This is a genomic window from Ruegeria sp. D6 (assembly GCF_056534365.1).
In genome coordinates, this window is sequence record NZ_JBQFPH010000003.1 from 108,006 (window position 1) to 134,774 (window position 26,769).

Genomic DNA, 26,769 nt, shown 5'->3' on the forward strand with positions numbered 1-26,769 from the left:
ATTCCGAACGCTTCGAATCGCTGCGATGCGGCTCAATTCAAGCGGGAAAAACTTATGTGCCGGTTTTAGGGGGCGCCGACGCAACAGAGCTGCCCGCCCAAGCCAGATTGTCGCTGAGTTGTGCGAGAATGCTTATTGCATCCTTCAGCGGTGCGTCCCCGGTTTCAAACTGCAGCAACAGCAACAGGTCAGTGGCCTTTTCAAACTCGGCCGGAACCCAGTCTGCTTTGGGATCGATTTCGGTACCAGATTCTAACCTTTCGGCAAAATCCTCGACGATTTCCTGACAGCTTTGCAGGAAGGCCGCCGGTTCAATATCCGAGCTTTCACGCAGATCGTTGTAAATGCTGGCGATGGCCGCAAGCCAGTCTTCAAGGATCGGATTGTCCAGGGGGGGCAGGGCGGCCTCTAGGCTTGCCTGCACAGTATTGCCGTCGGCCTCAACGCCATCTGTCGAAGCCGCACCAGTAAGGTTCTCCAGATAAGGCATAAACTCTTCAGCCAGATCTTTTTGGGCGGCCTCAAGATCATGGCGACGGTGATCAGAGGCTAAGTGCAAAACCTGTTCTGCCAAGTTCTGCCCGCCACAGGTTTCCCACAAAGCAAAGTCGGGTTCAGGCTCTTGTTCCATGGCCCGTACCGCTACCGGGGTGCCGATGGTCACAACCGCGTGAAACAAATCGCCCTTCTCCTTGTTCAGGCGTGCGACTACCCGATCCAGAGCATCCCGCACCGGAGGCAAATCGGCATGTGTTACAGCCAACAAGCTGTTATTGCGCAGCTTTTGGGGGACCTGCGACCACAAATGGCGTTCGGTTTCACGCCAGGCGTTGGTGCCGTTGGTGCACCAGATCGCACAATCCACATAGTCGAGCAAATTTAGAGTCTGCTTGTAGGTATCATCCAGTGCACCGGCACCGGGCAGATCAAACAGCGAAATCTCCTGCAGGGCCGGGGTGTTCAACCCGACCGAGATGAAATCGGGTTCGTCAGCCGCTGCCTTTTCCAGCGCTATACCCGAATAGACTTTGGGTTCCTTGTCCCACCAACCAACGGTTGTCTCAGGCGTATCAGCATAGGCCACGATCACCAGGGGCAATTTCAGATGCTGCGGCCCGGTGGGCAGAATGTCTGCCCCCGCCAGCATGTTGGCAAGGCTGGACTTTCCGGCTCCAAACTCCCCGGCAAAACCAATGGAAACCGCGTTCGAAAGCCGCTCGGCATGGGCCAGCGCGCGGGCGCGCATATCATCCAGCTCTGCCGATGAGGGTGCATTTTCGGTGGCGGTCAGGAAACGCTCTAGCTGGCGCACTTCCTTCTCGGTTCCGGGGAATTCAATCATTCTGCGGCCTCTGCCTGTCGAGTGTCCACGGGTGCAGTTCCGTGCACCGCCCCTAGTTCATCGCTGATGCGCCGCGCTTGGTCAACCGCACGTTGCGCTTCGGCGCGCGCGTTCGACCCATCGGGGCCTGCGCGATGTTCCAGATGCCCGGCCAGCAGCGCCATATAATGGTCAAGAACGGTTTTCATCCGTTCGATCAGGTCGCTTCTGGCGGTATCTACAAGATCGTCTCCGATCATCTCAAACTCTTGAACGATCATCCGTTCGGCGCGGTTCAACACACTGCGACGCGATATCAGTCGCGACAGCCATGTCACACGCAACTCAACCGTAATGCCACGCGTCAGCGCGCTTGTGTTCGGACGGAACCAACGCACCGCACTGGTATTCATGCGATTGTCCACGGGTTCCTGCCATCCGGGCAAGGCGCGCAAAGCAGCATTGGTCTGCATATCGATAGCGTAAAGCTCACTAAGCATGCGCTGCCGTACCACCTGTGTCGCGCCCTGAACAAGCTCGCGCATCCGCTCACGCAGAGGCGTAAAGTTCAGCTCGGTATCTCCGTCTTTGGCCAGCAAAGGCGATTGCCCATCAGGTCCGCGCACAACGATCGAGACAGCCTCGGCGACGGTGTCATCCATAACACCTCGCAAATTGGCCAATACATCGTCCATATCATTGGTGATGGCCTTGGATTTATCTTCAACTAGCGCACGCAACTCAGAAAGCGTTTTGTTGTTTTCTTCGACATCCGCTGTGTCAGGACCATCCTTTTTCTCAATCGCACGAAGCCGCGCCGTGCTGCGCTCAAGCTCACCTTGGGCAAAACTGTTTAAGTGCTGCCACGCGATATTAAGCTGTTCTTGGCGCGGTCCTTCGGTCAGGGCTTTGGTCACATGACGGCGCAGATCGGGCAGACCCGACGCGATCATCGCGGCAAATCGCAATACACCTTCGCGGCTGATGGGGCCGGGACCTTGTTTGATCTCTTCGACGCCGTCAAGATATTGCTTCATCTGTTCGGGATGCGCCCTCAGCCACGCCAATATCTGATCATGGTCGATTCCGGTTTCATCCCCGGTCAGCGCATAATGGGCCCATTGGGCGCTGCCCATCAGAACGTCAATCTCCGAGTTGCCAAGCGCCTGTTCAAGCCCATCCAATACGTCAGTGCGCACCTTGCCGGCATCTTCGGCGCCACCACCCAATTCGTCCACGCGGTTGATGAAGACCACGATCTGACCAAGCTCTAGCGCTTGCATCAGGCGGAATAGCTTCAGATCGGCCCGCGACAACGCCTGATGCGCAGACAGCACGACGACGAAAAAGTCGGATTCCTTGAGATACTGGCGCGAGATCTCTTCACGGATCAGCAGCGGGTCATTGACACCGGGTGTGTCTGTGACTGTCACCGGATACGGAAAATGGCCAATGTCAAAATAGACCTCGGCCTTACGGGTGATGTCGCTGTAAAGGCCCCGATCTGAACCGGGGTCATACTGGTCTTCATCTGTCGGGTCATCCCCGGCACAGACATAGCGCGCTAGGTCATCCGAGGTCAGTTCATCCAGATCGTGATGCTCGCCAAGAAGGTGTTTGTAGCTTTCCCCCAAGCGTAGCTTGGCGCGGGTTTTCATTGCCTCGACCTGCTCTTCGATCATCTCGCGCTTGTAGCTGTCCTCTTCATCAGGGAACATGTTGCGCAACTCTTCACCTTCGGCGATCAGGGCCTGCCATTGGCGATTGTCGAAGAAATGAAACTCGGCGCCCGACGTCCGACCGGACGGATGACCGAAATGCATGTCGGTGATCACTGTCGTCCATGGGTTCACGTCCGAGGGCAGATATTCTGCGTGCCCGGTGAAACCGTTGATCAAGCGCGATTTTCCGGCCTTGATTTGACCTACGAATGCTATCGAAGGCTTGAGGTTCGACAAGTCGTCAACGATGCGCGAGATGAAGTGACGCGTTTCGTCATTGCTCGTCCCGTTCATGTCTTCTGCGATGCGAATAAGCTCGCGGCGATTTAACTCACTCATAAGATTTACCCTGGTAACTCGTATTTTGTTTAACTTTGCAAAGTGGACACTATTTGGCAGGAACGCGGTTATTCAACGGCGCTATTCAATGTTTTCCATAGATTGACGACAGCGCCCAGCTTGCGGGCGTCATGAACGGCGGCGGCGGTTTCCTGACCGTCGCGCAGGATGGCGAGACCCGCGCCTTGTCCACCTGTCGGACGAATGACGATCAGCTGCGGATCAGTTAAAGCATCGGAACCATCGGCCTGCCATCCGGCCAGATCCCGGGTGAATCTGGTCAATATATCCGTGCCCGGATGTGTGTCTTGGCCCTGCGCACACAACCCATCAAATTGCATCTCGTCTTCAGTCGACCCGATCAGTATTCGACCTAATGCGAACCGATCCGCGCCCTCAAAGAATTTTCCGGCAATACTGGTGGCGCCTTGTGACGCAGTTTCTGGCTGAGCTTCCGGTTCTAAGGTCTGGTCGGAAACGATGGCCATGCGCGGCTCATCGGTTAGTTCAATCCGCGCGCAGGCCGCTTCGACTTCCGAAAAGGTAACCCCTACGTCATCAGCCTCAAGCGCCGTATCCGGGCGCAGAGAAACCAACTCAAGCGGGCCGGGTGCCGTTGCAATTTCCGACACCACTTGCGCCAGTCGTTCGATCAGTTTTTCGCGTGCTTCGGTTTCAAAATCCGGGACAGGGCCCGAAGCACAGCGGAATACGTCGGTGACCCGAGAGCTGTTGACTTCGATAGCCAAAGTTGCCCCGTCAGCCGCCGTAAATTCCAAACGCCGAGGCAAGATCGTGCCCCGGATGGCCCCCAGCACCTCATTCCGGCGTAACAGTGCGCTGCTACCCGATAGGTAGATTGCAGGCGATAAGCGCGCGATCGAAGTCCGCCCGATCCCTTCGAGCATATCCAGTATTTCACTATCCATCATGCGTGACCCCCTCTGGTCCCGTCTACACCGCGGCCGCCACCGGCCCGAGGCTGAGATGTGATTTCGTAAGCGCCAGCCCGACATTCGCGCTGTCGCGGCAGATATAGCATACCACGTGATCAGGATATTCTGTTGTCCTGAGAAAGATGTGCAGCCGGTCGTTTGAGAACACCGCGATTTCCCCAAATCCGGGGTGTTCAGTATCGTCGATTTTTGCCGCACGCAGGAGTTCTTCGAATCCCTTCATTCCGCGTCCCTGAAACAGATTAGCTACTGCAAGTGCGAGATTTTCGAGCGCATCAGCGCTGTCTTGGTCCGACGCGTCGACGCCCAATAACATGCCGGTCTCCATGTCGACATACCCGGCTGCGATGCAGTCGGGTATGGTTTCGATGGCCGAAGCCAGAGCAGAGTCAATCGACATTCAGATGCCCACCTTCGGGTTTAATCTAAATCGCATGCCACTCCGCTCCGCCGTTCTTGCGAGCCTCAGAAACGGCGCGCGGTATGTCTTGATTCCGCTTAGCGTCATGTTCCAACGCAATCTGGTCAAACTCGGACAAGAATGCTGCAAAGGCGCTTTTCAGGCCATTTGCATCGTCAGGCAGGTTCTCACGCGCCACGATTTCACCCCACATTGCTGCAGCACTGAGTGGCGTTTCTATGAGGCGATCGCCCAAATCATCTGCCTTGTCATCGGCTGCATCTTCAATCTCTTCGGCAGCAGCTTCACCCACCATTGATACGACGCGGTTTGGAGCCAGCGCATTCGATTCGGGCTCCGGTTCATATTCGTCTGCCGAGTTTTCCGACTGTTCCGCCAACAGGGCCGTAATCGACGAAACCGATACTTCGATATCTGATGATTCTTCGGCGTCTTCCGACGGCTCTTGTTCGGCGTCCGCAGCTTCGACTGCTTCCGCTTCGTCCTCTTCTTCACCCAAGACGATCAGTTCGGCATCTTCCTGCTCTTCCTCATCATCGTCATCCATGAAATCAAACTCATCCACGTCGGTGATGGGGTTTGCCAAGAGGTTCAGATCCAGCGGATCTTCCGTCTTGTCAGAGAACAAGGCACGTAAGTCTTCATCAGCAGGCTCCGCTTCGGTAGCCATTTCCGCGCGCATCCGCTCGGCTTCTTCTGCATCAATCCGCGCCTGTCCGGGCTCCTCGGTGCGGCGTTCCACGCGGGCAGGGCGTACCGGGAAACTTGTAACCACATCACTATCGGCAGTGTCATCCTCCATCGGCGTGACAAGTTTCAGCGGCGCATCGCCAGAGGTTTTCTCGGGCCGCGATGGCTGAACTTTGGGTGCGTCCGACAGGGATTTGTCAATTTGATAGCGCGACAGCATATCCGCACGGCTGTCCATGATCTGCTCAGTGATCTCAAGGAAACTGTCGACCATCTTGCCGCCGCCGCTGCGTGACCACAGCTCGGCGTCACCGGTTTTGTCACGGGCCATGATAGCATCACGGGCCGAGAACAGGATCGTGCGATTGAACAAATGACCCGCTTCGCGATTTACGCGGCGCAAGACCTTCTGCCGGTCTTTCTGATTCAATGCATCTGCGCGCGTCACCAGCAAAAGCGATTTATGCTGCAGCCGTTCCGGCAGCGAAACCCATGTGGCACGTTCAGTTTCGCGCCAAGCTTGGGTCGAGTGCGTGCACCACAACACACCATTGGCCTGGCCAACTGCGCGTTGCCAGACATCCGTCGAAATCTTCGGGTCCGAAATGCCGGGTGTGTCGATCAGGTCGACCGCCTCAAGAATGTCGGCTTCAAGGAAGATGCGAATGAACTGGGCGTCGTTGACACCAACCTGTTCAAGCTGATCCAATTCGATATTCTGCGTACTACCATCATGGCGTTTGATATAGGCGGGTCGATTGCCCCAGCTGAACCAGATCGGCGGCAGTTGCGTCGCTGTGACCTGCGTCGGCAGTGCCTGTTTGCGCAGCAGGAAATTCATCAACGTCGATTTGCCTGCACTGAATTCCCCCATGAGCGCAAACACAGGTTTGCGGCGGGACCACTGCTCGATGCGGTTCCAAGCCTTGGGAGAGACGAAGCGGGTTTGTGATTCTTTTACCATAACTCTTCTTATGCTGCTTCGTTACTAAGGTCTTTCAGGATATCGCCCAGAATATCGTCACGTGATTTTTGCGGCTTCTGCTCGGCCATCTGGGCCGCAGCCCTTTCAGGCGATTGCGAGATGCTGAGCAGCGTGTCCTTCTGTTCGGCAATAAAGTCGGTCAACGTGGCCCGCACGTTCTCTAAGACGGCGGCGATCTGGTTTTCCTCGATGTCTTTGGTGATCGAGTTCGCCTCGGACGCGATCAAACGCGTATAGTCTGCGGCATAAGCTTCAAACCCTTTGCGGCGTTGCCACCAACGTCGCCACCATGTGCTCTGCAGGTCCAGTGCGATTGTGCGGCCAATCCCTAATGGCGGGGGTACACGCGGCACGATCGGGGCTTCGATGTTGAATTCACCTAAGTGGTTGCCCAGCAGCTTCTGATACAGTGCCTCGACATCCGCTGCAGCAGCCGAATACAGGGCACCGGCATCCTTACGCATGGATCGGGCAAAGCTGAAATATGCCGCCTTCTGCAAGGTGCGCAGACCTGCCGGATCATATTGCCATGTACCCTGCTCACCATTCTGTTCCAGATGTGAGATCAGAGAATCCGTCGCACGTTTGACAAAATTTGCTTCTGCGGACGCAAGTCGCTCTAATACCTTGTCGCGAAGCTTGGTTGTCAGTTCCGAGGCTTTCTTTTCGTATTCAGCCGAAACCTTTGCGATCGCTTCTTCGGGCGACGCACCATCCAGGTCCCGAACGATACCGTCAGAGTTTGACAGCGTCTTGGCCACTGCAGTAGCCCGGATCTGGCTGGCAATGTTGCGCGCCCGATGGCGAACGCGATCCAAAAGGCGCGTTCCTGCACCCTCAGCGATACGCTCATTCATGGCGAGCAGCAGATCAGGCAATCCTGATAGCGCCCAGATCTTATCCAGCGATGCAGCCTGATCGCCAAATCCGGCCGCCAGATAGAAGGTGTTCAACGCCTCGCGCGATTCCTCAGTTAGAATGTCCGGGTTTCCGGTTAGCGCAGCCTCGGCCCACAGAGCGCTGCCAAAAACAACACTGGTGTTGGCGTCTATGTTGTTCTGTTTCAGTGTGTCCTGAATACGATCACGTATCTCAGGCACCTGATTGACCGGGTCAGACAGTTCATCGATGCGATTCACGAACAGGATGATCTGGCGGTTCTCGAACTGCGCGATGATCCGCATCAGCGCCATGTCCATCGTGGTCAGCGCCTGGCTGGCAGCCAAAACAACAACACACACCTCTGATCCACGCAGGCTGCGTAGGGTGATTTGTTCGCGTACCATAAAGGTATCGTTCACACCTGGGGTATCGCAGAGCTTGAGAGAGATCGGATATTGCGGGATATCCATGAACAGCTCGGCCGATTTAGTCACATCGGCGAAACGGCCCGTCTTGGGGTCGATATCCGGGTCATCCTCATCCCCGAGGCAGACATATCGCTGAATCAGTTCATCGTCGAAATAATCATACTGGTGGCTCTGACCGAGAATCAGGTCAAAGTGCTTCCCAAGCCGCTCTTCTGATTTGGCCTTCATCTCGCCGATTTGACGGCGAATATCGTCCATCTCATCATCGGCACCGGCTCGATTGGCCAACTCGCCCAGACGACCGCCGCCAACCATCAGATTGTCCCATTCTTCCTGCTCGAAGAATGTGAATTTGGAACGGGTGTCGCCTTCTGTGCGGGTGTTGATGTTCAGCGTTGTAACCACCGAGGTCCACGGGTTCACATCCGAAGGCAAAAGATTTGGCCGCCCGGCCAATATGTTCACGATCGAGGATTTGCCGGCCTTCACCTGCCCCACCATCGTGACACTGGCGGTAAAATTCTCCATTTTGGTCTTGAGCGCAGCCAGCCGTGCGGAAGACCGCGCATCCGCCACCTCTGTCAATTGGTCGATCTGTGTCGTCAACGAAGTCATTGCCTCTGTCATCTCAGACAGGGACTCGTTTCCGACAGACAGAAGGTGGTCGTTACGCGCCATGGTCAGCCTCCGGTACCAGTTGCAGCGATGTGGTCCCCTGCCCCGTCAGGCAGGCTTGCAAGCGTGTCGATTCGTGCGATCAGGTCCAGCGCGTTGCCGAGGATTGCGGCCTCGGTTCGCGGTGAAATCGATTCATATGCGAAAGAATCAGCCAGAACTTCGATTGAACTGAAGCCTTCACCATTTTCCAAACAAGCCACACGGCGTCCGGTCGGAAAATCATCTGTTTTGTTGGCAGGCAGCGGCATGCGGGCATTAGCCAGCAAGTAGCGATTGCCCGAATGCGTACGAAGAGCGACGCCGAATCCTGTGCCAGGGTGCTGACGGTTCAGGGTTTTCAGTTCGCCAATAAAGCTTTCACGCGCAAGGCTGACAGCGTCTTGCTCGGAAGCAACGGATTTGATCTGGTTGGTCACGACAGAGACCCTTGTTCTGGAGTTGAGCAGAAACTCGCACGGTGCCAGAAGGCAAAAAGACTCATTAACTCCTGCGCCCAATCAATTACGATTACCGCGGTGTTATTTTGACGCGAATAGGATATTTTGGCGTTTGAAATGTGGCACAATTATGATGGCGTCTCATAGAAATACCTCAACCTATGAGAGTGTAAGCCACGACGTTGACGAGTTGTCCAAGTTTTTATGGCTTTGATTGCTTGTTAAAAAGTCCGAGATTCCGTGGCGTCAAGGATTTACATGCTGCCTCTTACGTTTTTGAAATATATAAAAATAATTTCTATTTCTGTGATCGAAGGAACCTCTGATTGAAATTCGATACGAAACCACTCACCTCAAGTTACACTTTTTTGAAATGTGCCCCACACAAAGTAGTCTTTCAGCGGCTCAACGTATGCGAGTTTAAGATAAAGAGAAATATTGCGATAAATGTTCGCTAAATGGAAACAAAAAGAAGGACCAGAAAACGGGCCTTCACACAGGTGAAATTACGACCAAAACCAGCACCTGAGCACTGTTCGTGCTGGAAAGACTGGCCAAACCGCATTCTCACTATCCAAGGCACGTTCTTTAACATTTGGCACATGCGAGTTCTGGTTAAACTTACTTGGGCAAAAGATTGTTTCCAGCGAGATGATAATAAACTGCCCTCTCGCTTGATTTTACCTCTCGCACTCATTCAAAAGCTTTGCTATTCAGCGCGTCGTCGCGGTGCTTCGGCATCGGGTTGCGGGTGTGGCGAAATTGGTAGACGCACCAGATTTAGGTTCTGGCGCCGCAAGGCGTGGGGGTTCAAGTCCCTCCACCCGCACCAACACGACTTCTTACCATCAATGTGATTGATCGCTGGCGAACTTACGCAGTTCATACGCCGTAGCGGGCCATAAACATGTCGACGGCCTGCAATGCAACCTCGTCTATCTCGTTCTGGTCAAATCGATTTTGGATACCGAACGCCGCGCGGCCCCATAGTCGGACTTTGCACAGTTCAGAAAACTGCTCGGCCGCGATGTTGACGTCTTCAACCGCCAACTCACCTTTACCAACCGCCTTGGTCAGATATTCGGCCATCTGGCGTTGGCCGTTCTTCGGTCCTGCTTCATAAAACGCTTTACCAAGCTCGGGGAATCGGTCGCGCTCGGCCACACATATGCGAAAGACTTGCTGCGCGAAGTCCGAGACGAGAAAAGCCGTAAGCTGAGTGGCTGCTATCGTCAGCACCTCTCGGGCTGGCTTGGTCTCATCGATCATCGAAAGGATGCGTTCAGACATCAGGCGACATTCGGTCTGGGCAACCTCGGTGAACAACAGCCGCTTGTCGGGGAAATAGCTGTATAGCGTTGCCTTCGAAACTCCCGCCGCACGCGCGATGTCATCGACGCTTGCGCCTTCAAACCCATCCGCCATGAAAACCTCTCGGGCCCCACGTAACACCTGGTCGAATTTACGGCCTGTACGCAGGATGGTGGCGGCTTGGGTCATGGTGTCTCCGGATTGCGATATCCTGCAACACTATAAACCGTTCGGTTCAGTTTCAACGCTTTTCACTCCGATAGCGGTTTTGGCACAACGTTACGGCTTCAATCGTACCGCCGACCGTGCGTCAACCTTGCGAGCCTGACCAGCCATGTTAACACGTTGCCATGGTCGAGGTATTTCTGCGCACTCTCCCCTTTTTCGCAATCATCGGCCTGGGGTTCTGGGCCGGACGCAGCCGGTTTTTCCCTCCCGAGGCGACAGCATATCTAACCAAGTTCGTGTTTTTCTTTGCTTTGTCGGCTATGCTATTCCGGTTTGCCGCCACCCTGCCCTTTGCCGAAATTTTCAACGGTCGGCTGGTTATCGGGTATCTGATCGGCACTGCTGGCGTCTATGCGCTGGCGACGGCTATCGCTTATCTCCGAGGGCTGGACATCCCCACCGCCGCGGTCGAGGCGCAATGTGCTGCTATTGGCAATGTTGGGTTTCTGGGCCTGCCCATGCTTGCGCTTTTATTCTCCGAAGCTGCCATAGGTCCAGTGATGTTGGTGCTGACAGTTGATCTGGTTGTGTTTTCCTCATTGATCGTGATTCTGATCAACGGTGGCCGCGATGGTCGGCTCAGCCTGGGGACGATGCGCCTGATCGGGATTGGCCTGCTGAGAAACCCCATGATCTTGTCAATCTCCGCCGGATTGATCTGGTCTGCGTTAGAGGTGCCTGTACCAGCCCCGCTTAATGATTTTCTGACAATTCTGGGCGGTGCGGCTACGCCGGGGGCGCTGTTTGCCATCGGGGCGTCACTGGCAGACAAATCGGCCGAGCGCATCCAGATCGCGGGCTGGTTGAGTTTTTGCAAACTGGTGCTGCATCCGTTTTTCGTGGCACTTATGGTGATTTGGCTGATCCCGGTTGCCTCATTCCCTGCGATGGTCGCAATCGCGGCGGCGTCTTTACCAGTTGCAGGCAATGTTTACATGCTGGCCGCGCACTACGGTGTGGCCCCGCAACGGGCATCTGCTGCCATCCTGTTATCTACCATCGCCAGCATTCTGACCGTCCCGCTGGCGATAGGATGGGTCAGCGGATTCTGATCTTCACCTTTTCGAAAAATGAGCTTTCCAGAGGTGGCTGCACTTTACGCCGACGCTGCAGAGCGGTAGCCATGGCCCGGACACAACGTAAGGATCAGCTTGATGGAAACCCTTTCGGAAAATGCCTGTTTTGGTGGTGTGCAGGGCGTTTATCGCCATGCTTCCTCGGCCTGCAAATGTGATATGACATTTGGCCTTTTTCTTCCAGCCGAAGCCAAGGACGGCCCCGTTCCTGTTCTGTGGTATCTGTCGGGCCTGACCTGCACCCATGAAAACGCCATGACGAAGGCGGGAGCCCAGGGTTGGGCGGCCGAACAGGGCATTGCGCTGGTGTTCCCCGACACTTCACCACGCGGCGAAGGCGTGGCAGATCACGAAGACTATGACCTTGGCCAAGGCGCAGGGTTCTATGTCAATGCCACGCAAGGCCCTTGGACGCCTCACTTCAACATGTGGGATTATGTTGCCGAGGAGTTGCCGGCCCTTCTGGCCGAGAACTTTGCGATTGATCCTGATCGTCAGGCCATCACCGGGCATTCGATGGGTGGGCATGGCGCATTGACGCTGGCGATGAACCTGCCCGGGCGTTACCGGTCTGTTTCGGCCTTCTCGCCGATCTCGAACCCCATGGGGGCGGATTGGGGTCGCAAGCAACTCAGCGCGTATTTAGGCGATGATGAGACCGCATGGGCCAAGCATGATGCGTCGGCGATGATGAAAAGCACAGGCTTTGACGGACCGGTCCTGATCGACACCGGTGCAAACGATCAGTTTATGGATCTGTTGCGCCCGGAGGCACTGGCGCAGGCAATTGCCGAGCGTCGCCAGCAGGCCACCTATCGCCTGCAGCCCGGCTATGACCATTCCTACTATTTCGTGTCCACCTTTATGGAGGATCACATCACCTTCCACGCCGAAGCGCTGTATGGGGACTGAGGCATGAGCAAATATGACTATGACCTGATCATCGTCGGCTCGGGCCCTTCAGGCCGGGCGGCGGCGATTCAGGCAGGCAAATTGCAGCGCCGGGTGCTGGTGATTGACCGCAAAGATCGTTTTGGTGGTGTCTCTGTTCATACCGGAACGATCCCATCGAAAACCTTGCGAGAGACGGTGCTGAACCTGTCAGGCTGGCGCGAGCGCAGTTTTTATGGGCGTTCCTACCGGGTCAAGGATCAGATCAGCGCCGAGGATCTGAAAGCACGGCTGCACATGACACTCGATCATGAGGTCGATGTGCTGGAGCATCAGTTCAACCGCAACCATGTTGAAACGCTGAACGGGTTGGCGACGTTCACGGGGCCACACGAGATCGAGGTGGCCACGGATGCAGGCGAATCCACGCGTCTGACAGCAGCCAAATTCCTGATCGCCACCGGCACCAAGACCTACCGGCCAGACTACGTGCCTTTCAATGGCAAAACTGTCGTCGATGGGGATGATTTCCTTGAGATGGAGGAAATCCCGCGTTCGCTCTGCGTGATCGGTGCGGGCGTGATCGGCGTTGAATATGCAACCATGTTCTCGGCGCTTGATGTCCGGGTGACGTTGATCGAACCGCGCGAGACGTTTCTGGATTTCATCGACAAGACACTGATCCACGATTTCACGCATCAGATCCGTGAAAATGGCGTCGATCTGCGGTTGGGGGCAGCCGTCGAGAAAATAGAAGACGCCGGTAGCCATGTTGAGATCACGCTGGACAATGGGCGACACGTCCGGGCCGAGATGCTGCTGTTTGCAGCCGGCCGGATGGGGGCGACCTCGGCGCTGAACTTGGACGCGGTTGGCATTGAAACGGATCATCGCAATCGTATCAGCGTGGACCGCAAGACCTATCAGACCTCGGTGCCGCATATCTATGCCACCGGAGACGTCATCGGGCATCCGTCGTTGGCCTCAACTTCGTTGCAACAGGGACGGGTCGCGGCCTGTCATGCGCTGGAGACTCCAACCCTGCCAGAAAGCCCCTGGTATCCGTATGGGATCTACTCGGTCCCCGAAATCTCAACCTGCGGGATGTCCGAGGAAGAACTGCGGGAGCGTGGTATTCCCTACGAAGTGGGTGTGGCCCGGTTCCGCGAAACCTCGCGCGGGCACATCATGGGGTTGGAGCATGGCATGCTGAAGATGCTGTTCTCGCTCAAGACCCGCCGGGTCTTAGGGGTTCAGATTGTCGGCGAAGGCGCAACCGAGCTGATCCATATCGCGCAGGCGGTGCTGAACCTGAAAGGCACGGTGGATTACTTCGTGCAGAACACGTTCAACTATCCGACCCTTGCCGAAGCTTACAAAATCGCGGGGCTGGATGCCTTTAACCGGATGCCCATTCCGGACGAATTCAAGGTGCGCAAATCGACGCCAAAGGCGAAGTCAGAACCAAAGGTCAAAGAGGCGTGACGACGCTTTACATCGACGGGGATGCCTGCCCGGTCAAGGCCGAGGCTGAACGGGTGGCAACCCGGCATAAGGTGCCGATGGTTCTGGTCTCAAACGGAGGGCTACGCCCCTCTGCCAACCCGTTGGTGCAAGTCGTGATCGTCGCCTCGGGAGCAGATGAGGCGGATAAGTGGATTGCCGAACGCTGCGGCACCGGCGATATTGTCGTTACCTCTGATATACCGCTGGCCGCCAAGTGTATTGAAGCCGAAGCACGCGTGCTTCGGCCCAGTGGTGAGGCTTTCACTGCGGCCAATATCGGTCAGCAATTGGCAATGCGCGATCTGATGGCAGACCTTCGCGCGGCAAATCCGCTGGGGACAGGTGGCGGGGGAAAACCATTTAGCAAAGCCGACCGGTCGCGTTTTCTAGATGCGCTTGAGCGCGAGATACGCGCTGCCCTTCGCAGGTAGTGCTCCCGCCGGTCAGAGACGCATCAAAGATGCATATCCTTCCGTTGGGCTGGGCAGCGTGTGCCGCGCTGCGGTTGGCGCTTGCATCTCTGACCTGCGCTTGGTTCAGTCGGTGGTGACTGAACTGGTATGGGATTAAGTCATGGCCGTTGAAGCCGTCATCTTTGACATCGGAAATGTGCTGATCGAGTGGCAGCCCGAGCGCTATTATGATCGAGTAATCGGCGAGGATCGTCGTCGCGCCATGTTTGACGAGGTCGATCTGCATGGGATGAATGATCTGGTAGATCAGGGCCATCATTTCACGGATACGATTTACAATTGGGCGGACAAGTACCCGGAATGGCGCGATGAAATCCGAATGTGGCATGACAACTGGATCGAACTGGCCGCGCCCGAGATCCCACATTCAGCGCGACTGCTGCGCGCGTTGCGGACCAAGAAGATCCCGGTCTTTGCCCTGACGAATTTTGGGGTTCAGAATTTTGACTATGCCACTACTGTTTATCCGTTTCTGAATGAGTTTGATCGTCAATATGTCTCGGGTCGGATGAAGACGGTCAAACCTCATATGCCAATTTACGAAATGGTTGAGGCCGATTGCGGCATCCCTCCCTCGGCGCTTTTGTTTGCAGATGACAGGATCGAGAATATCGAAACAGCAAGGGCGCGCGGATGGCAAACGCATCACTTCATCGATCCGCAGGGTTGGGCGGATCGATTGGTTTCTGAGGGGCTGCTGACCGCTGAAGAGGCCGCATAGCTCAGGCTGTCACGCCGGTTGGTGAACGATTTTCGCGGATGGGCAGGTGAATGATGGCGCTGAACGCTCCGATAGCGACGCCGATCCACCAAACCATGGTGTAATCACCGAATTGGTCGTACATGCGCCCGCCTAACCAGATGCCCAGAAAACTGCCGATCTGATGGCTCAGGAATACGATCCCGTAGAGCGTGCCCATGTACCGCAGGCCATAGAGATGTGCGACAAGGCCAGATGTTAGCGGTACGGTCGCCAACCAGAGCGACCCCATCACAAGCGAGAATGCGATCACGGACAAGGGCGTGATTGGGAACACGATGAAGGCACCTGCGGCAAGCGTTCGGCCGGTGTAAACCGCCGCGAGCAGGTACTTCTTCGGAAAGTGATTTCCAGCCCATCCGGCCAAAAGGGTTCCGCCGATATTGGCCAACCCTATCAACGAAATCGCAATCGCCCCCAAGGCTGAAGTTGTGGTGATCCCCATCGAATGTAAGACGCCTCCGGGTTGGATCGGGCCGCACATCTCGGTGACGAAGGCGGGGAAATGGGCTGTGACAAAGCCCAGTTGATAGCCACAACTGAAAAAGCCGATCGCAATCAGCGAATAAGACGGGTCGCGGAATGCCTTGGACAGGATCTGCCCCATACTCTCTTCTAGCTCCGACCTGCTGACGGGCTGAGGCGCGCGCATGAATGGCAATGTCAGGATCAATGCAAGGATAGCCACCGCAAAGATCAGAAACACTTGCTGCCAGGGTAAGAAAGTCAGCAACCACTCTGCTGTGGGTGCGCCAATGACTTGCCCGAAACTGCCCGCTGCGGTGACAATCGCCAATGACATCGAGCGGTTCGCATCCGATGAGGCACGACCTACGACCGCAAGGACCACGCCAAACCCCGTCCCAGCGATCCCGAAACCCACGAGCCAGGCATACATCTGATGTTCAAACGGGGTAACGGACCATGCCGTCAGGACCATTCCCGCCGTATAGGTCAAAGCGCCCAGAACGATGGCGCGCCGATCCCCAATCTTTTCCGCAATGGCGCCAAAGATCGGCTGGCCGATCCCCCAAGCCAGGTTTTGTATGGCGATCGCCATCGAAAAATCGCTGCGTAGCCAGCCGAACTCATCCGCAATCGGTATCTGGAACACACCAAAAGAGGCGCGTACGGCAAAACTGACTGTAATTACGATGCAGCCGACGATCAGGATCGGGTTCAGCAAACGGGTGGATTGCGACATTAAGGCTCCGAAGATTGGTTCCAGCAGACGTTAGCGGTACAACTCGGCGCGTCAATTCAGGAGTTTTGTGACGCCAGTTCAGCAAAATTGATGTGTCTGGAAAAAAGGTTTCTTTTCAACACACGAAGCGATCGGTATGGCTCAACTCATGACGGATCTAATTTCACACTATGAAGATCTTATTGCTGATGGGACACTGACCCGGGACGACGCGCAAGAGGCTGTGCTGCCCCGGTTTGAGCGCATTCGGGCAGCCTTGGCCGAACCGGTTAAACGTGGATTATTCCGCAAAGCGCCGCCTCCACCCAAGGGTTTGTATCTTTGGGGAGGTGTTGGGCGCGGCAAGTCGATGTTGATGGACATGTTTGTCGAGACATTGGGTGAAATCCCAGTTCGACGGGTGCATTTTCATGCGTTCATGCAGGAAATCCATACCGGTCTGCACAAGGCGCGTGAAGACGGCGTTGAGGACGCGCTGGTCCCTGTGGCCGATGCAGTCATCAAATCGGCGCGGGTGCTGGCCTTTGATGAGATGCAGATCATCGATATCACCGACGCGATGATCGTGGGGCGGTTGTTTGATCTGCTCTACAAGGGTGGTGTCGTTATCGTTACGACTTCGAACAGACATCCGGATGATCTATATAAGGATGGGTTGAACCGGCAGCTTTTTCTGCCTTTCATACAGCACATCAAAGAGCAACTGGAAGTGTGGGAGTTGGTTTCACCCACGGATTACCGGCAGAACCGACTTGAAGGCTCGCCGGTTTACTTCACCCCCATTGGGCCCGAAGCGCGGGAAAAGATTCGTGAGGTGTGGAATGATCTGTCGGGTGGACCGGCAGAAGAGCTGGCCCTTCAGGTGAAGGGTCGCGAAGTTGTCCTGCCCGCCTTTCGCAACGGCGTTGCACGGGCCTCGTTTTATGACCTCTGCGGACGAATGTTGGGTCCAGGAGATTACCTGGCTATCGCAGTAGCGCTGAAGGTACTGGTTCTTGAAGACATCCCGCGTTTGTCACGCAATAACTTCAATGAGGCAAAGCGCTTCGTCACCCTGATCGATGCGCTTTATGAGGCGAAAGTTCGGCTGATTTGTTCCGCCGCCGCCGAGCCCGAGATGCTCTATGTCGAAGGGGAAGGAACTTTTGAGTTTGAGCGTACGGCCTCGCGCCTGCGGGAGATGCAAGACAAGGATTGGGGCAGATAGGGGCTGCTGCCCTGGCGCAGGATCTTTTTCATCAGGCGTTTTCTCTAAGGATGTTTCCCGCAAGATAAAGCGACCCGCAGATCAGAATGCGTGCATCAGGGGTTTGAGCGGTGATTGCGGCGAGCGCGTCTGTGACGCTGTCTGCTGTCGTGGCGGCCAGATTCACCTTAGCAGCAGCGGCGGCGGTTTCGTCCGCGCTCAGCGTATTCTGCTCACCCGGGATCGATACGGCCGTCAGGCTGTCTGCCCTTTGGGCCAATGGCGCGAGATAACCGGTGACATCTTTGGTATTCAGCATACCACAAATCAAATGCGTGGGACGTTCTGGTAGTGACGCTAAAACCTCGGCCAAAGCAGTGCCTGCAGCCGCGTTGTGACCACCATCCAACCACAACTCAGCTTGAGGGGCCTGCTCAACCAGAGGACCGATTTTTAGCCGCTGCATACGCGCGGGCCATTCGGCCTTGGCCACAGCGGCCTCGTAGGCATCATCGCCCATTTGCAGGTGGCGCAACGCAGCCAACGCCGCGCCTGCATTTTCGATCTGATGAGCACCCAGTAGGTTTGGCATAGGCAGATCGCGCAAACCGGTTTCGTCCTGATAAATAAGGCGACCGTTCTCAGTATGAACATGCCAGTGCTGCCCGTGGACCATTAGCGGAGCGCCCAGACGGGCTGCAGTATATTCGATGACTTCCAGCGCCTCATCTTGCTGCGGGCCGACGATGCAGGGAACGCCCGGCTTGATGATTCCGGCTTTTTCAGCGGCGATCTTGCCCAAAGTGTCGCCCAGGAACTGCTCATGGTCGATCGAGACGGGGGTGATGACCGTCAACTCGGGCCGTTCGATCACGTTGGTGGCGTCCAGCCGCCCGCCCAGCCCGACTTCGAGCAGCGTATAGTCAGCTTTGGTGCGGGAAAATGCCAGCAGCGCGGCGCAGGTGGTGATTTCAAAATAGGTGATGTTCTCACCGCCATTTGCGGCGTAACACTCATCCAGCACGGCGGTCAGGTCGGGCTCGGAAATCAGCTCACCTGCCAGTCGGATTCGCTCGTGAAACCGGGCCAGATGAGGTGAGGTATAGGCATGGACCGCATGCCCTGCCCCTTCAAGCCCCGCCCGGATCATGGCCTGGGTCGAGCCCTTGCCATTGGTTCCAGCGATATGAATGACCGGAGGCAGCTTAACCTGAGGATTGTCTAGTGCCGCCAGCAAACGCCATACCCTGTCCAAGGTCAGGTCGATGATCTTGGGGTGCAGCGCCATCATCCGGTCTAGGATGGCATCCGAAGATGGGGAGGTCATTTTTCGACCGCGTCCTCGGTGGGTGCCTCGGTTGGGGCTTCTTCCGGCTCGGGCGCAGGAAGGTCGCCTTTGACCGCAGGGGGCTGCTTCATCAGCATTCGGGTGATGGTGATCAGCTCATCCCGCATCTCGGTGCGTTTGGTCACTCGGTCGAGCATCCCGTGATCCAGCAGATATTCAGCGCGCTGGAATCCTTCGGGCAGTTTCTCACGAATGGTCTGTTCGATCACACGGGGTCCGGCGAAACAGATCAGGGCATTGGGTTCCGAAATATGAACGTCACCCAGCATCGCGTACGAGGCTGTAACGCCGCCTGTTGTCGGGTGGGTCAGGACAACAATATAGGGCAGGTTTGCTTCTTTGAGCATCTCCACTGCGACCGTCGTACGCGGCATTTGCATCAGGCTCAGAATGCCTTCCTGCATCCGCGCGCCTCCGGCTGCCGAAAACAGGATCAGGGGCCGCTGTAGCCTAACAGCCTCCTGTGCTGCAGCAATGATGGCATTGCCTACATACATGCCCATCGATCCGCCCATGAACGAAAAATCCTGCGCGGCAGCCACGATCGGGGTACGGCCGATTTCGCCAACGGCGACCAGCATCGCTTCTTTCTCGCCGGTCTTTTTCTGGGCCGCCTTCATGCGGTCAGGGTATTTTTTCTGATCCCGAAACTGCAGGGGATCGTCTTTCGGTGCCGGGACATCAACCTCGGAAAAAATACCGCCATCAAACAGATGTTGGAACCGATCGCGCGGCGTGATTGCCATGTGATGGTCGCACTGGGTGCAGACATTCTGGTTTTCCGCCAATTCGCGGTGGAACAGCATGGTTCCACACTCATCACACTTGTGCCAAAGGTTTTCGGGCACTTCGCGGCGCGAGAAGATCGAATTGATCCGGGGGCGGACGTAGTTTGTGATCCAGTTCATGTCGGAACCTTGATAATGCGGCGTTGACGTCAAATAAGACGCAATGCCGGGAAATGCAATCAGCGCCTGAGGACCAATCTTGCGGTGAGCCACCCCACGATCATCAGCGCAAAGTCGACTAGCAACCAAGGTCGCAACGCTTCGGCGTCCGATGCCTCATAAGGAAGATGGAACAAGGCCAGGCCACCAAGGTTGTCGGGGAGCGAAATGACAAGCAGAGCCGCGATGTTATTGAAAAAATGCAGCGCAATGGCGGGGCCCAGCGTACCCGCTCGCGCGGTCAGATCGGCGGTCAAAAGCCCAAATGTCAGCGCCCAGATGGCAATCAAGACCGCATTGTCTCCGACCGTCGCGGGGCTGTAGTGGCCAGCTGCGAACAAGATTGATGGCAGAACCATCCAGATCAGCGGAGACCGAAACCGCGCGGCCAGGCCCTGTTGCATATAGCCTCGGAACAGGATTTCCTCGGCGCTGGTCTGAATCAGCACCGCAACAGCGGATAAGGGAAGCAGCAAAAGCCATTTGGTTAACGCGAGATTCGCCACCAATGGTGCACCAAGGTCATAGGGGGGGAGTATGAATATGGCTGCACCCAGCAGAAGCAATGCGCGAACAACGCGCCAAAACTGCCAGATTGCGATGGATTGTTCGCCCAGGACCGAGGCAAGTGACCGGTGCTGAAATAATCGTGCCCCCAACGCCACGCCAATAGTGACAAAAATAAAGCTGGAGAGCACAATAAGGAGCGCTGTTGGCGACGATCCATTCAAGAATGTGACCGCCGACCCTGATGAGCCAAGACTGGCAACGATTGCGAACAAGATTGCATTGAGCGTGACCACAACCACTGAGACCAGCGCAAGACCAGCCAACAAGCGCCATATCTCGGGATATCTGCGGGCGGCACCTAGCAATTGCTGATGACTTGAATAGGCACCCCGCCTTTCATTAGTGCTCATGGGATTGCTCAGCACTTACCGAAGGCAGGTCATCCCCAATTGGAGTGTTGGGGTCACGCAACCGCTCGGACACCGTGGACAAATATCCAGCCACGGTTTCAAGCAACCTCATCGCAACGCCCGCGTCACTTTCAATCACAGCACGCAATTCCTCCGCGCCGATCCGCAGGAACGAGCAATCCGTGAGGGCCACCAAATCTAATTGTCGCGGCTCATTGGTGATAATCGCAAGATCGCCGATGAGGCGCCCGGGTTCTACTATCGAGAGCGAACGCATTTCACCGTGTTCATTCAGCCAATTCAGGCTCGCCGAACCCGAAATACACAAATACGCCGCATCGGGAGCCTGGCCACGTGCGAAAATGGTTTGACCTGCCGCGACCTCGTACCATTGGGCCGAAAACGCCAGAAGACGCTGGTTGCGCCCATCGACTCGTGAAAACAACTCGGTAGAAGAAATGATCTTGAGTTTCCGGCTCAGGTCGTCCGTCCCGGTATCTTCGGCATCGGTGGACACGCGCGAGACACCATCGATGCGACCGTCCTTTATTTCAACAAACAAATCATAGGCTTCCGGATGGGCAAAATGATCCTCCATAAAAATCATGATCGAGTCGGGTAATAACTCGCGCAGCTTCAGACGGGTCCGCAGGCGGCTTTCAGAGTCGTGGCTGGCCAGTGCCTTGTCGAGTATCAGGATATCGGGGCGTTTGATCCCAGCACGGGAAAAGGCAGCACGCTCCTGAAACACTGTCGGAAGGTTATTCCCACCTAACCCGGACGGCAGGTCGTAGATGATCGCGGCGGCCCTTCGGCGCAGCCCGGCCTCGTTCAGAACCTCCGCGACCAGATCTTCGATCTCTTCTGCATGAGCACCAGCCATGATGGATACCCGACCATACAGAGCGTTTTCCATTGCTGTCAGGCGGGGAACGTAGACGTCCGGTGACACCGGCACGAACATCGCACCCATAGCGCCCCGCAGCCGTTCGGCCTGACTGTGACGAATGGAAAGGATTTTGTCCTTGTACTCCTCAGGGAAACTTGGGCCGATTTGTTCAGCGGTCAGCATGAATGGGACGGTCAACAGCAGCGCACGTTCCTGATCGCCGATGGCTTCTTCGCCCTTGGTTTTGCGGCGCTCTTCGATATCGAGCAGACGGTGGTACATGTCTTTTGACATGCCAAGCCGCAAGAACAACGGGTGATCGGCCCCATCTCGCCCGAAAGTCTGGTTTAGGGTTTCCAGAACGGCCTGAGCGATGCTGAGCGCGTCATCATCAAGGCCATTGCCCGTAAGCAACGACAGAAACCGGTGGTCCCCCGCCAGAATGTCCGGTGCGATATCATGCGTCGGTGAAGCGAACAGCAGGTTCCCGCCCAAGGGCACGGCGGGATTGAACTGGTCAGGATCGAACCGATAGACATACTTGTCCAACCCGCGCTCTTGCAGGCGTGTGGCAACGGTATCTCGCAGATCGACTATTTCTTTCGCCAGCACCGGGTGTACTTCCGGGTCGAACTGAGAGCGCAAAGTGCGCCGGAACATAAATTCATCAATGCCCATCGCTTCGACAAGCTGGAACCACCAATCGCGAATATCCTCGATGTCATCAAGACCCGCGAGGCTTGGATCGATCCATTCATCGGACAGTGAATCGGGTGGGTTCCCGGCGCGCACGGCTTCGATCTGGCGGCGTGAGGGGGCCTGCAATGCACCACTTTCGTGTTGAGGATGCGTGCGCAGCGGCATTAGCAGGTTATCACCCAATGTTCCGTCGAACAGGTAAGGGCGTGAATAGGCATAGCCGATCCGCGCCGCAATCACCGCCTGATGCAGGCTGTTGAGGTTGTGGCCAGCCATCAGAACCTCGCCTTGAACCGGCAGCACTTCGCGCGTCAGCAACTGCGCAAGCGCACTGCGTTCCGAAGCGTGTTTCGACTGAATCGCAACCCGAGCGCCTTGGGGAATGGTAAGATCAATATCCTCAAGTATGGTCTTGCCGTCATCATCACGAACGGTCACGTTGCGCAGCTCGATATCGCCGGTCAGGTGCGGGATTGCCTCGGGGACGCCCTCAAACAACTGTTCGGGTATCATATTCGATGGGGCAAACCGTTCGGTCACAATTTCCCAGCGCAGTGACATGTCCTGTACCTGGTTGTAGTAGGTCAGAAGATCCTTCCAAGGGCCGCTGAGGTCTTTATATGCACCCAACGCGGCGACCAATGCGCCCACTGTCACCTCGCCCGTGATCGCCAGATAGCCGCCTACTGAATAGAATAGGAAGGGTGTCATCTGAGTGATCAGATTGTTGAGGAACTTCATGAAGAACTTCTTGTTGTAGATCTTAAAGCGGATCTCGAACAAGGTTCCTAGCCGATGGCTGAATTGCGCCAGACGATAGCGCCAGCCGCCATTGGTGCGCAGATCGCTGATACCAGCAGCGCTTTCGCCAATCTCAGAGCTCAGCCGCCGGACCTCCTGAATGCGATCCTTGTTCAGAAGGTTGATCTGACGCTGCAACTTGGGAATCAGCCAAGCCTGCAAAGGGATCAATGCAATACTGGCCAGACCAAACCACACGCTTTGCATGAAAAGAAACGTGACGATCGTCATCATCTGGCCGAACTGAAAAACGGGCTGCGCGATGGCATCTCCCATCAACCCGCCCATGGGTTCGGCCTCGGACGTGATCATCGATACCAGTTCACCTTGGCTGGTGGTGGCGAAATAGGATTTGGGAAAGCGCATCGAGCGGCTGATCAAGGTAAAGCGAAGGCGACGCAACATCCGCTCGGCGAGAATGCCTTTCATGGTATTGATGCGCATTTTCATCACGCCACTGGCGATGACAGTTGCCAAAAAGGCAAAGCACAGAATCAGCAGGTACTGCACCTGTGTCACGGTGATACCGAGTACTGTCACGGTGTCTGCGGGCGCACCAATCGCGTCGTTGATGATCTGCTTGGGAAGCTCCAACGAAGCGTAAAGGAACGGAAATGACAGAACGGTCAGCAATAGTAGGACCAATTGCTGTTTTTTCGAATGCTTCCATATGAATGAAAATAGGGTGGGTTCCATTCCCCTGCCTCATGATGAGCCTGCATGATCCGGGACAAATGCCGATTGCCCGAGCGACGACGGTAAGCCTCGGCCCGAGCTATTGCAAGAATGGCGGCTCTTTGCGACGCAGAAACCAGCTGGATAGGAGATCACATTTAGGATTCGGGAAGATTTATCCGCTAATCAAGTAAGACTGGTTTGTCCCCTGCCCCGACTTTGACTAAAGAGGGGCTGTCTTGAAAGATGGGGCGATGGGCAGATTACTGGATCGATATATTCAACTAAAGGCTCTGGGGCGCTGGCAGCGTGCCGCGCAGCAGTCTGACCACCTCGCACTGCCTGAGCTTCGCCGCCAACGTGATGACGCCCGGCGGTTGCGCGGCAAACTTGAACAAGCAATTCAAAAAGCTGATGCTCGCCTGATCCAACCCTTGATTGGGGCGACGCAGTTTCCAAAACCCCTGGGAACGGATTGGTCGTGGCGACCGGACCTGTGGCGGACGCCACTGATCCGCAAAGGTATAGCCTCGGCCCCGCGCAAGGCGCGGATGGATGGGCAGATCATCCTGTTTCACGATTGCAGCCAGGTCGAGATCGGGCTGCAGCAAATCCGAAATCGGCGAGACAAGGATTTGGCGCCTTTCAGTCTGGCCGTTGAGGTATTTGATTTTCAGGGATCTTTCCTGTCGCTCTCCGTTGATCTGCCCACTGATGCCGCCATAAATCTGTCCCGCCAGCATCTGATGCGGGTCGACACTCTGGTTGAGTGCGAGCGTTCTACCGTTGTCTTCGCCCGCCTGAACATTCAGCATGGCCCAAATACCGAGCAGGTTCTGCGCGAACTTGATCTTTCAACACCTGCGGCGACTGTAGATTTTGATCTGGCCCATCTGAACGTGAATGAGCGTCGAATTGAGAAACTCTGGCTGGATCTGATCATTGATCAACCCGCGATGAACCGTGTGGTGTTTCGTGACCTGACATTCTGCCGTTACCACCGGGCCGATCTGTAAAGGGTACTCAATGTCTCATACCACCCTGACACCAATCCGCTTCGAAAACGGCCTGTGGGAAGGCCATTTGACCAGCGAAAGCCCCCCTCAGATCGAGGTGCTGTTTCTTGGTGAGCCCGTGAATGATGTTGAGTTGGAACCAGCAACAGATGGCTGGGCCTTGCGCATCCCAGTGCCGCCCGCCGCCCTGTCGGAAGGTGTCCATACTGTCGTGATTCACGATGGAACAACAGGCCATAAGCTGGGGGATTTCACCATCATCGCCGGTTCACCCGCCGCAGATGATCTGAGGGCCGAAGTCGCTTTGTTGCGCGCCGAGTTGGACATGTTAAAGCGTGCGTTCCGCCGCTCTCAGGCATCTCAAAGCGAAACCTGACCACAGTACTGATAGGATTGTCCCTATCTTTTCAGGTCCATACGTGCATCATTGGATTGGCCTATGGATCGCAACAGCATCATAAAGGTCATCGCGCTGATGGTGACGGGTTTCGGGATCGGGATCGATTTTACCGGTGCCCTCATGCTGGTCCCGGCAATCGAAAACAGCTTTGACGCCGACATCACCAGCACCCAGTGGGTTCTGAATATTTACGCTCTGTTCTTTGCCATGACGATGGTGGCCGGAGGTCGCCTGGGTGACATGTATGGTCATCGCAAGATGATGATCATCGGTCTTTCGATCTTTCTGTTTGCGTCGGTTTTATGCTTTGTCTCACCCGGTTTGGACTACCTGATCGGCGCACGCGCCTTGCAGGGGATCGGGGCGGGATGCGTGTGGCCCTGCACGCTTGCATTTGGAGCCACCAAAGTGTCGAAAGAAGAACACCGCGCATTGGTGATGGGGCTGATACTGGCGGGTGTCACCACGGGTAATGTCTTTGGACCGATGATTAGCGGCGCGGTGGTCAATCTGGGTGATTGGCGGTTGTTTTTCCTCGCCAATGTGGTGTTCTCCAGCATTTCGATGACGACTGCGATCCTGCTGATGGAGCGTGAGACCGAGCATAAGAAAGGTGAACACATCGACTTTGCCGGGATGGGCATCCTGTCTTTTGCAGTTTTGCTCTTGCTTTACGGTTTGGATGTTGGTGCTGATTGGGGCTGGACTTCGCTGCCGCTTTTGCTGCTGTTTTTTGTCAGCGCCGTTTTGTTCTTCCTGTTTCCGAAAGTCGAAAAGAGGGTCAAGGAACCCTTGCTAATGCCTCAGTTGATGCAGAACCGAGAGTTTCTGATTACCTTAGGTCTGAATATGTTCAACGTCTCGGCAGCTTTTGTCGGGCTGCTTTATTTTCCGCAGTATATGCAAAAAGTCTTGGGATGGTCTGTGTTCCAATCGGCGCTGGGTTTGGCACCGCTGACGGTGTTGCTAGCGGTCGGATCAATCGTCTCGGGTACGCTGTATAACGATTTTGGGCCCAAGCGACTGCTGTTTTGGGGATATATTTGCGCCACAGTCGGGGCGGCAAGCGTTGTCATCATGCCTTCCGGGACCGGATATTTTCAGATTCTTCCCGGAATGGCGCTGATTGGTTTGGGCGCAACGCTGACGGTCGGGCCTTCGGGAACAGCCGCTGTATGCGCGGTCAAGCCGGAACGCGCCGGACTGGTTGGCGGCCTGAGTTTCATGACCCATCTTGTCTATGGGGCAATCGCGGTCGCCTGTGCGACGGCGGTCATGTATGTGACAAGCCTGTCCAGCCTAAAAACCCGATTGACCGCGTCAGGCATCAACATGTCCGAGGCTGATCAGAAAGCGATCAATGGTGGAACGCTGAACACAGACTCGGCAAAAGCAGTGCTTGAAAAGTTGAATTCAGGTGAAACTGAAAAGGTTCAGGCCGCCATTGCGGCGGCCTTTGATACCGGAATGAATATGGCTTTTGTATTCGCCACGATCTCAGTCGCTGCTGGAATCGTCCTGGCGCTGATGCTGGATGAGAAAAAACTGCACAAGGTCGAAGGGTAACACTTCAGGGTGCGA

General features: G+C 55.8%; 22 protein-coding genes and 1 tRNA gene. 10 read left to right on the top strand and 13 right to left on the bottom strand.

The window, feature by feature from the left end; translation table 11 throughout:
• Window positions 1-52: 52 nt before the first annotated feature.
• The 7 genes from ACR0A1_RS12460 to ACR0A1_RS12490 form a co-directional block, all read right to left on the bottom strand.
• Window positions 53-1,342 carry a dynamin family protein gene (locus ACR0A1_RS12460; protein ID WP_480867739.1) on the bottom strand — a complete coding sequence of 430 codons (1,290 nt, stop codon included), beginning with the start codon at window positions 1,340-1,342 and terminating at the stop codon, window positions 53-55.
• Complete coding sequence (locus ACR0A1_RS12465; RefSeq protein WP_480867741.1) at window positions 1,339-3,381, bottom strand: dynamin family protein; 2,043 nt, start codon at window positions 3,379-3,381, stop codon at window positions 1,339-1,341. The genes ACR0A1_RS12460 and ACR0A1_RS12465 overlap by 4 nt, the downstream gene beginning before the upstream one ends.
• A gap of 68 nt (window positions 3,382-3,449) precedes the next feature.
• Window positions 3,450-4,313 (bottom strand): hypothetical protein, encoded by an 864-nt coding sequence (locus ACR0A1_RS12470; protein ID WP_480867743.1) that lies wholly within the window; start codon window positions 4,311-4,313, stop codon window positions 3,450-3,452.
• Window positions 4,314-4,335: 22 nt separating this feature from the next.
• The gene (locus ACR0A1_RS12475; protein ID WP_170407295.1) at window positions 4,336-4,737 is read right to left on the bottom strand and encodes a hypothetical protein; all 402 of its coding nucleotides are present in this window, start codon (window positions 4,735-4,737) and stop codon (window positions 4,336-4,338) included.
• 25 nt (window positions 4,738-4,762) lie between these two features.
• Window positions 4,763-6,412, bottom strand: a complete 1,650-nt coding sequence (locus ACR0A1_RS12480; RefSeq protein WP_170818329.1) for a dynamin family protein — start codon at window positions 6,410-6,412, stop codon at window positions 4,763-4,765.
• 8 nt (window positions 6,413-6,420) lie between these two features.
• A complete protein-coding gene (locus ACR0A1_RS12485; RefSeq protein WP_170393929.1) occupies window positions 6,421-8,421 on the bottom strand; it encodes a dynamin family protein in 2,001 nt (666 codons plus the stop codon).
• 2 nt (window positions 8,422-8,423) lie between these two features.
• Entirely contained in the window at window positions 8,424-8,837 is a 414-nt protein-coding gene (locus ACR0A1_RS12490; protein WP_170732694.1) for a hypothetical protein, read from the bottom strand.
• Window positions 8,838-9,605: 768 nt separating this feature from the next.
• Between ACR0A1_RS12490 and ACR0A1_RS12495 the strand changes: the two genes are divergently transcribed.
• Window positions 9,606-9,690: transfer RNA gene (locus ACR0A1_RS12495), tRNA-Leu, on the top strand.
• A 50-nt stretch (window positions 9,691-9,740) separates the two neighbouring features.
• Here the strand turns inward: ACR0A1_RS12495 and ACR0A1_RS12500 are convergent.
• Window positions 9,741-10,358, bottom strand: coding sequence for a TetR/AcrR family transcriptional regulator (locus tag ACR0A1_RS12500; protein WP_170393933.1), 618 nt, complete (start codon window positions 10,356-10,358; stop codon window positions 9,741-9,743).
• Window positions 10,359-10,519: 161 nt separating this feature from the next.
• Between ACR0A1_RS12500 and ACR0A1_RS12505 the strand changes: the two genes are divergently transcribed.
• The 5 genes from ACR0A1_RS12505 to ACR0A1_RS12525 all read left to right on the top strand — a co-directional run bounded on the left by ACR0A1_RS12505 (window position 10,520) and on the right by ACR0A1_RS12525 (window position 15,064).
• Window positions 10,520-11,449: an AEC family transporter gene (locus ACR0A1_RS12505; RefSeq protein ID WP_480867747.1), complete on the top strand. Its 930-nt coding sequence runs from the start codon at window positions 10,520-10,522 to the stop codon at window positions 11,447-11,449.
• Between the two features lie 102 nt (window positions 11,450-11,551).
• Window positions 11,552-12,385 (top strand): S-formylglutathione hydrolase, encoded by an 834-nt coding sequence (gene fghA / locus ACR0A1_RS12510; RefSeq protein WP_170562027.1) that lies wholly within the window; start codon window positions 11,552-11,554, stop codon window positions 12,383-12,385.
• A gap of 3 nt (window positions 12,386-12,388) precedes the next feature.
• A complete protein-coding gene (gene sthA / locus ACR0A1_RS12515) occupies window positions 12,389-13,849 on the top strand; it encodes a Si-specific NAD(P)(+) transhydrogenase (RefSeq protein WP_480867749.1) in 1,461 nt (486 codons plus the stop codon).
• The gene (locus ACR0A1_RS12520; RefSeq protein ID WP_170511868.1) at window positions 13,846-14,301 is read left to right on the top strand and encodes a YaiI/YqxD family protein; all 456 of its coding nucleotides are present in this window, start codon (window positions 13,846-13,848) and stop codon (window positions 14,299-14,301) included. Before sthA ends, ACR0A1_RS12520 begins: the two co-directional genes overlap by 4 nt.
• Before the next feature lie 142 nt (window positions 14,302-14,443).
• Window positions 14,444-15,064 (top strand): HAD family hydrolase, encoded by a 621-nt coding sequence (locus ACR0A1_RS12525; RefSeq protein WP_170422724.1) that lies wholly within the window; start codon window positions 14,444-14,446, stop codon window positions 15,062-15,064.
• Between the two features lies 1 nt (window position 15,065).
• On the opposite strand, the gene ACR0A1_RS12530 is transcribed toward ACR0A1_RS12525, so the two are convergent.
• The gene (locus ACR0A1_RS12530) at window positions 15,066-16,307 is read right to left on the bottom strand and encodes an MFS transporter (RefSeq protein ID WP_480867751.1); all 1,242 of its coding nucleotides are present in this window, start codon (window positions 16,305-16,307) and stop codon (window positions 15,066-15,068) included.
• A 148-nt stretch (window positions 16,308-16,455) separates the two neighbouring features.
• On the opposite strand from ACR0A1_RS12530, the gene zapE reads away from it, so the two are divergent.
• Window positions 16,456-17,514: a cell division protein ZapE gene (gene zapE / locus ACR0A1_RS12535; RefSeq protein WP_480867753.1), complete on the top strand. Its 1,059-nt coding sequence runs from the start codon at window positions 16,456-16,458 to the stop codon at window positions 17,512-17,514.
• Between the two features lie 31 nt (window positions 17,515-17,545).
• Here the strand turns inward: zapE and ACR0A1_RS12540 are convergent, their stop codons facing one another.
• From ACR0A1_RS12540 to ACR0A1_RS12555, 4 genes are read right to left on the bottom strand one after another with little or no spacing between them, the layout of a single operon-like run.
• Window positions 17,546-18,820, bottom strand: coding sequence for a bifunctional folylpolyglutamate synthase/dihydrofolate synthase (locus ACR0A1_RS12540; RefSeq protein WP_170635810.1), 1,275 nt, complete (start codon window positions 18,818-18,820; stop codon window positions 17,546-17,548).
• Entirely contained in the window at window positions 18,817-19,749 is a 933-nt protein-coding gene (gene accD, locus ACR0A1_RS12545) for an acetyl-CoA carboxylase, carboxyltransferase subunit beta (RefSeq protein WP_170393952.1), read from the bottom strand. Before accD ends, ACR0A1_RS12540 begins: the two co-directional genes overlap by 4 nt.
• 59 nt (window positions 19,750-19,808) lie before the next feature.
• Entirely contained in the window at window positions 19,809-20,708 is a 900-nt protein-coding gene (locus ACR0A1_RS12550; RefSeq protein ID WP_480867755.1) for a CPBP family intramembrane glutamic endopeptidase, read from the bottom strand.
• On the bottom strand, window positions 20,698-23,793 hold the full coding sequence (locus tag ACR0A1_RS12555) for an ABC transporter transmembrane domain-containing protein (protein ID WP_170611571.1): 3,096 nt from the start codon (window positions 23,791-23,793) through the stop codon (window positions 20,698-20,700). Before ACR0A1_RS12555 ends, ACR0A1_RS12550 begins: the two co-directional genes overlap by 11 nt.
• A gap of 233 nt (window positions 23,794-24,026) precedes the next feature.
• On the opposite strand from ACR0A1_RS12555, the gene ACR0A1_RS12560 reads away from it, so the two are divergent.
• From ACR0A1_RS12560 to ACR0A1_RS12570, 3 genes are all read left to right on the top strand, one after another.
• The gene (locus tag ACR0A1_RS12560) at window positions 24,027-24,788 is read left to right on the top strand and encodes a DUF6478 family protein (protein WP_170422715.1); all 762 of its coding nucleotides are present in this window, start codon (window positions 24,027-24,029) and stop codon (window positions 24,786-24,788) included.
• A gap of 10 nt (window positions 24,789-24,798) precedes the next feature.
• Window positions 24,799-25,164 (top strand): hypothetical protein, encoded by a 366-nt coding sequence (locus tag ACR0A1_RS12565; protein ID WP_170422713.1) that lies wholly within the window; start codon window positions 24,799-24,801, stop codon window positions 25,162-25,164.
• Between the two features lie 63 nt (window positions 25,165-25,227).
• Window positions 25,228-26,754: an MFS transporter gene (locus ACR0A1_RS12570; protein ID WP_170422711.1), complete on the top strand. Its 1,527-nt coding sequence runs from the start codon at window positions 25,228-25,230 to the stop codon at window positions 26,752-26,754.
• The last annotated feature ends 15 nt before the right edge of the window (window positions 26,755-26,769 follow it).

What these genes read in the sequence shown, in the direction of transcription:
- ACR0A1_RS12505 (WP_480867747.1), top strand. Translation starts at nt 10,520, where the DNA reads ATGGTCGAGGTATTTCTGCGCACTCTCCCCTTTTTCGCAATCATCGGC.
- ACR0A1_RS12555 (WP_170611571.1), bottom strand. Translation starts at nt 23,793, where the DNA reads ATGGAACCCACCCTATTTTCATTCATATGGAAGCATTCGAAAAAACAG.
- ACR0A1_RS12500 (WP_170393933.1), bottom strand. Translation starts at nt 10,358, where the DNA reads ATGACCCAAGCCGCCACCATCCTGCGTACAGGCCGTAAATTCGACCAG.
- accD (WP_170393952.1), bottom strand. Translation starts at nt 19,749, where the DNA reads ATGAACTGGATCACAAACTACGTCCGCCCCCGGATCAATTCGATCTTC.
- ACR0A1_RS12540 (WP_170635810.1), bottom strand. Translation starts at nt 18,820, where the DNA reads ATGACCTCCCCATCTTCGGATGCCATCCTAGACCGGATGATGGCGCTG.
- ACR0A1_RS12550 (WP_480867755.1), bottom strand. Translation starts at nt 20,708, where the DNA reads ATGAGCACTAATGAAAGGCGGGGTGCCTATTCAAGTCATCAGCAATTG.
- ACR0A1_RS12565 (WP_170422713.1), top strand. Translation starts at nt 24,799, where the DNA reads ATGTCTCATACCACCCTGACACCAATCCGCTTCGAAAACGGCCTGTGG.
- fghA (WP_170562027.1), top strand. Translation starts at nt 11,552, where the DNA reads ATGGAAACCCTTTCGGAAAATGCCTGTTTTGGTGGTGTGCAGGGCGTT.
- ACR0A1_RS12560 (WP_170422715.1), top strand. Translation starts at nt 24,027, where the DNA reads ATGGGCAGATTACTGGATCGATATATTCAACTAAAGGCTCTGGGGCGC.
- ACR0A1_RS12485 (WP_170393929.1), bottom strand. Translation starts at nt 8,421, where the DNA reads ATGGCGCGTAACGACCACCTTCTGTCTGTCGGAAACGAGTCCCTGTCT.
- ACR0A1_RS12570 (WP_170422711.1), top strand. Translation starts at nt 25,228, where the DNA reads ATGGATCGCAACAGCATCATAAAGGTCATCGCGCTGATGGTGACGGGT.
- ACR0A1_RS12480 (WP_170818329.1), bottom strand. Translation starts at nt 6,412, where the DNA reads ATGGTAAAAGAATCACAAACCCGCTTCGTCTCTCCCAAGGCTTGGAAC.
- ACR0A1_RS12465 (WP_480867741.1), bottom strand. Translation starts at nt 3,381, where the DNA reads ATGAGTGAGTTAAATCGCCGCGAGCTTATTCGCATCGCAGAAGACATG.
- ACR0A1_RS12470 (WP_480867743.1), bottom strand. Translation starts at nt 4,313, where the DNA reads ATGATGGATAGTGAAATACTGGATATGCTCGAAGGGATCGGGCGGACT.
- ACR0A1_RS12475 (WP_170407295.1), bottom strand. Translation starts at nt 4,737, where the DNA reads ATGTCGATTGACTCTGCTCTGGCTTCGGCCATCGAAACCATACCCGAC.
- zapE (WP_480867753.1), top strand. Translation starts at nt 16,456, where the DNA reads ATGACGGATCTAATTTCACACTATGAAGATCTTATTGCTGATGGGACA.
- ACR0A1_RS12525 (WP_170422724.1), top strand. Translation starts at nt 14,444, where the DNA reads ATGGCCGTTGAAGCCGTCATCTTTGACATCGGAAATGTGCTGATCGAG.
- ACR0A1_RS12530 (WP_480867751.1), bottom strand. Translation starts at nt 16,307, where the DNA reads ATGTCGCAATCCACCCGTTTGCTGAACCCGATCCTGATCGTCGGCTGC.
- sthA (WP_480867749.1), top strand. Translation starts at nt 12,389, where the DNA reads ATGAGCAAATATGACTATGACCTGATCATCGTCGGCTCGGGCCCTTCA.
- ACR0A1_RS12460 (WP_480867739.1), bottom strand. Translation starts at nt 1,342, where the DNA reads ATGATTGAATTCCCCGGAACCGAGAAGGAAGTGCGCCAGCTAGAGCGT.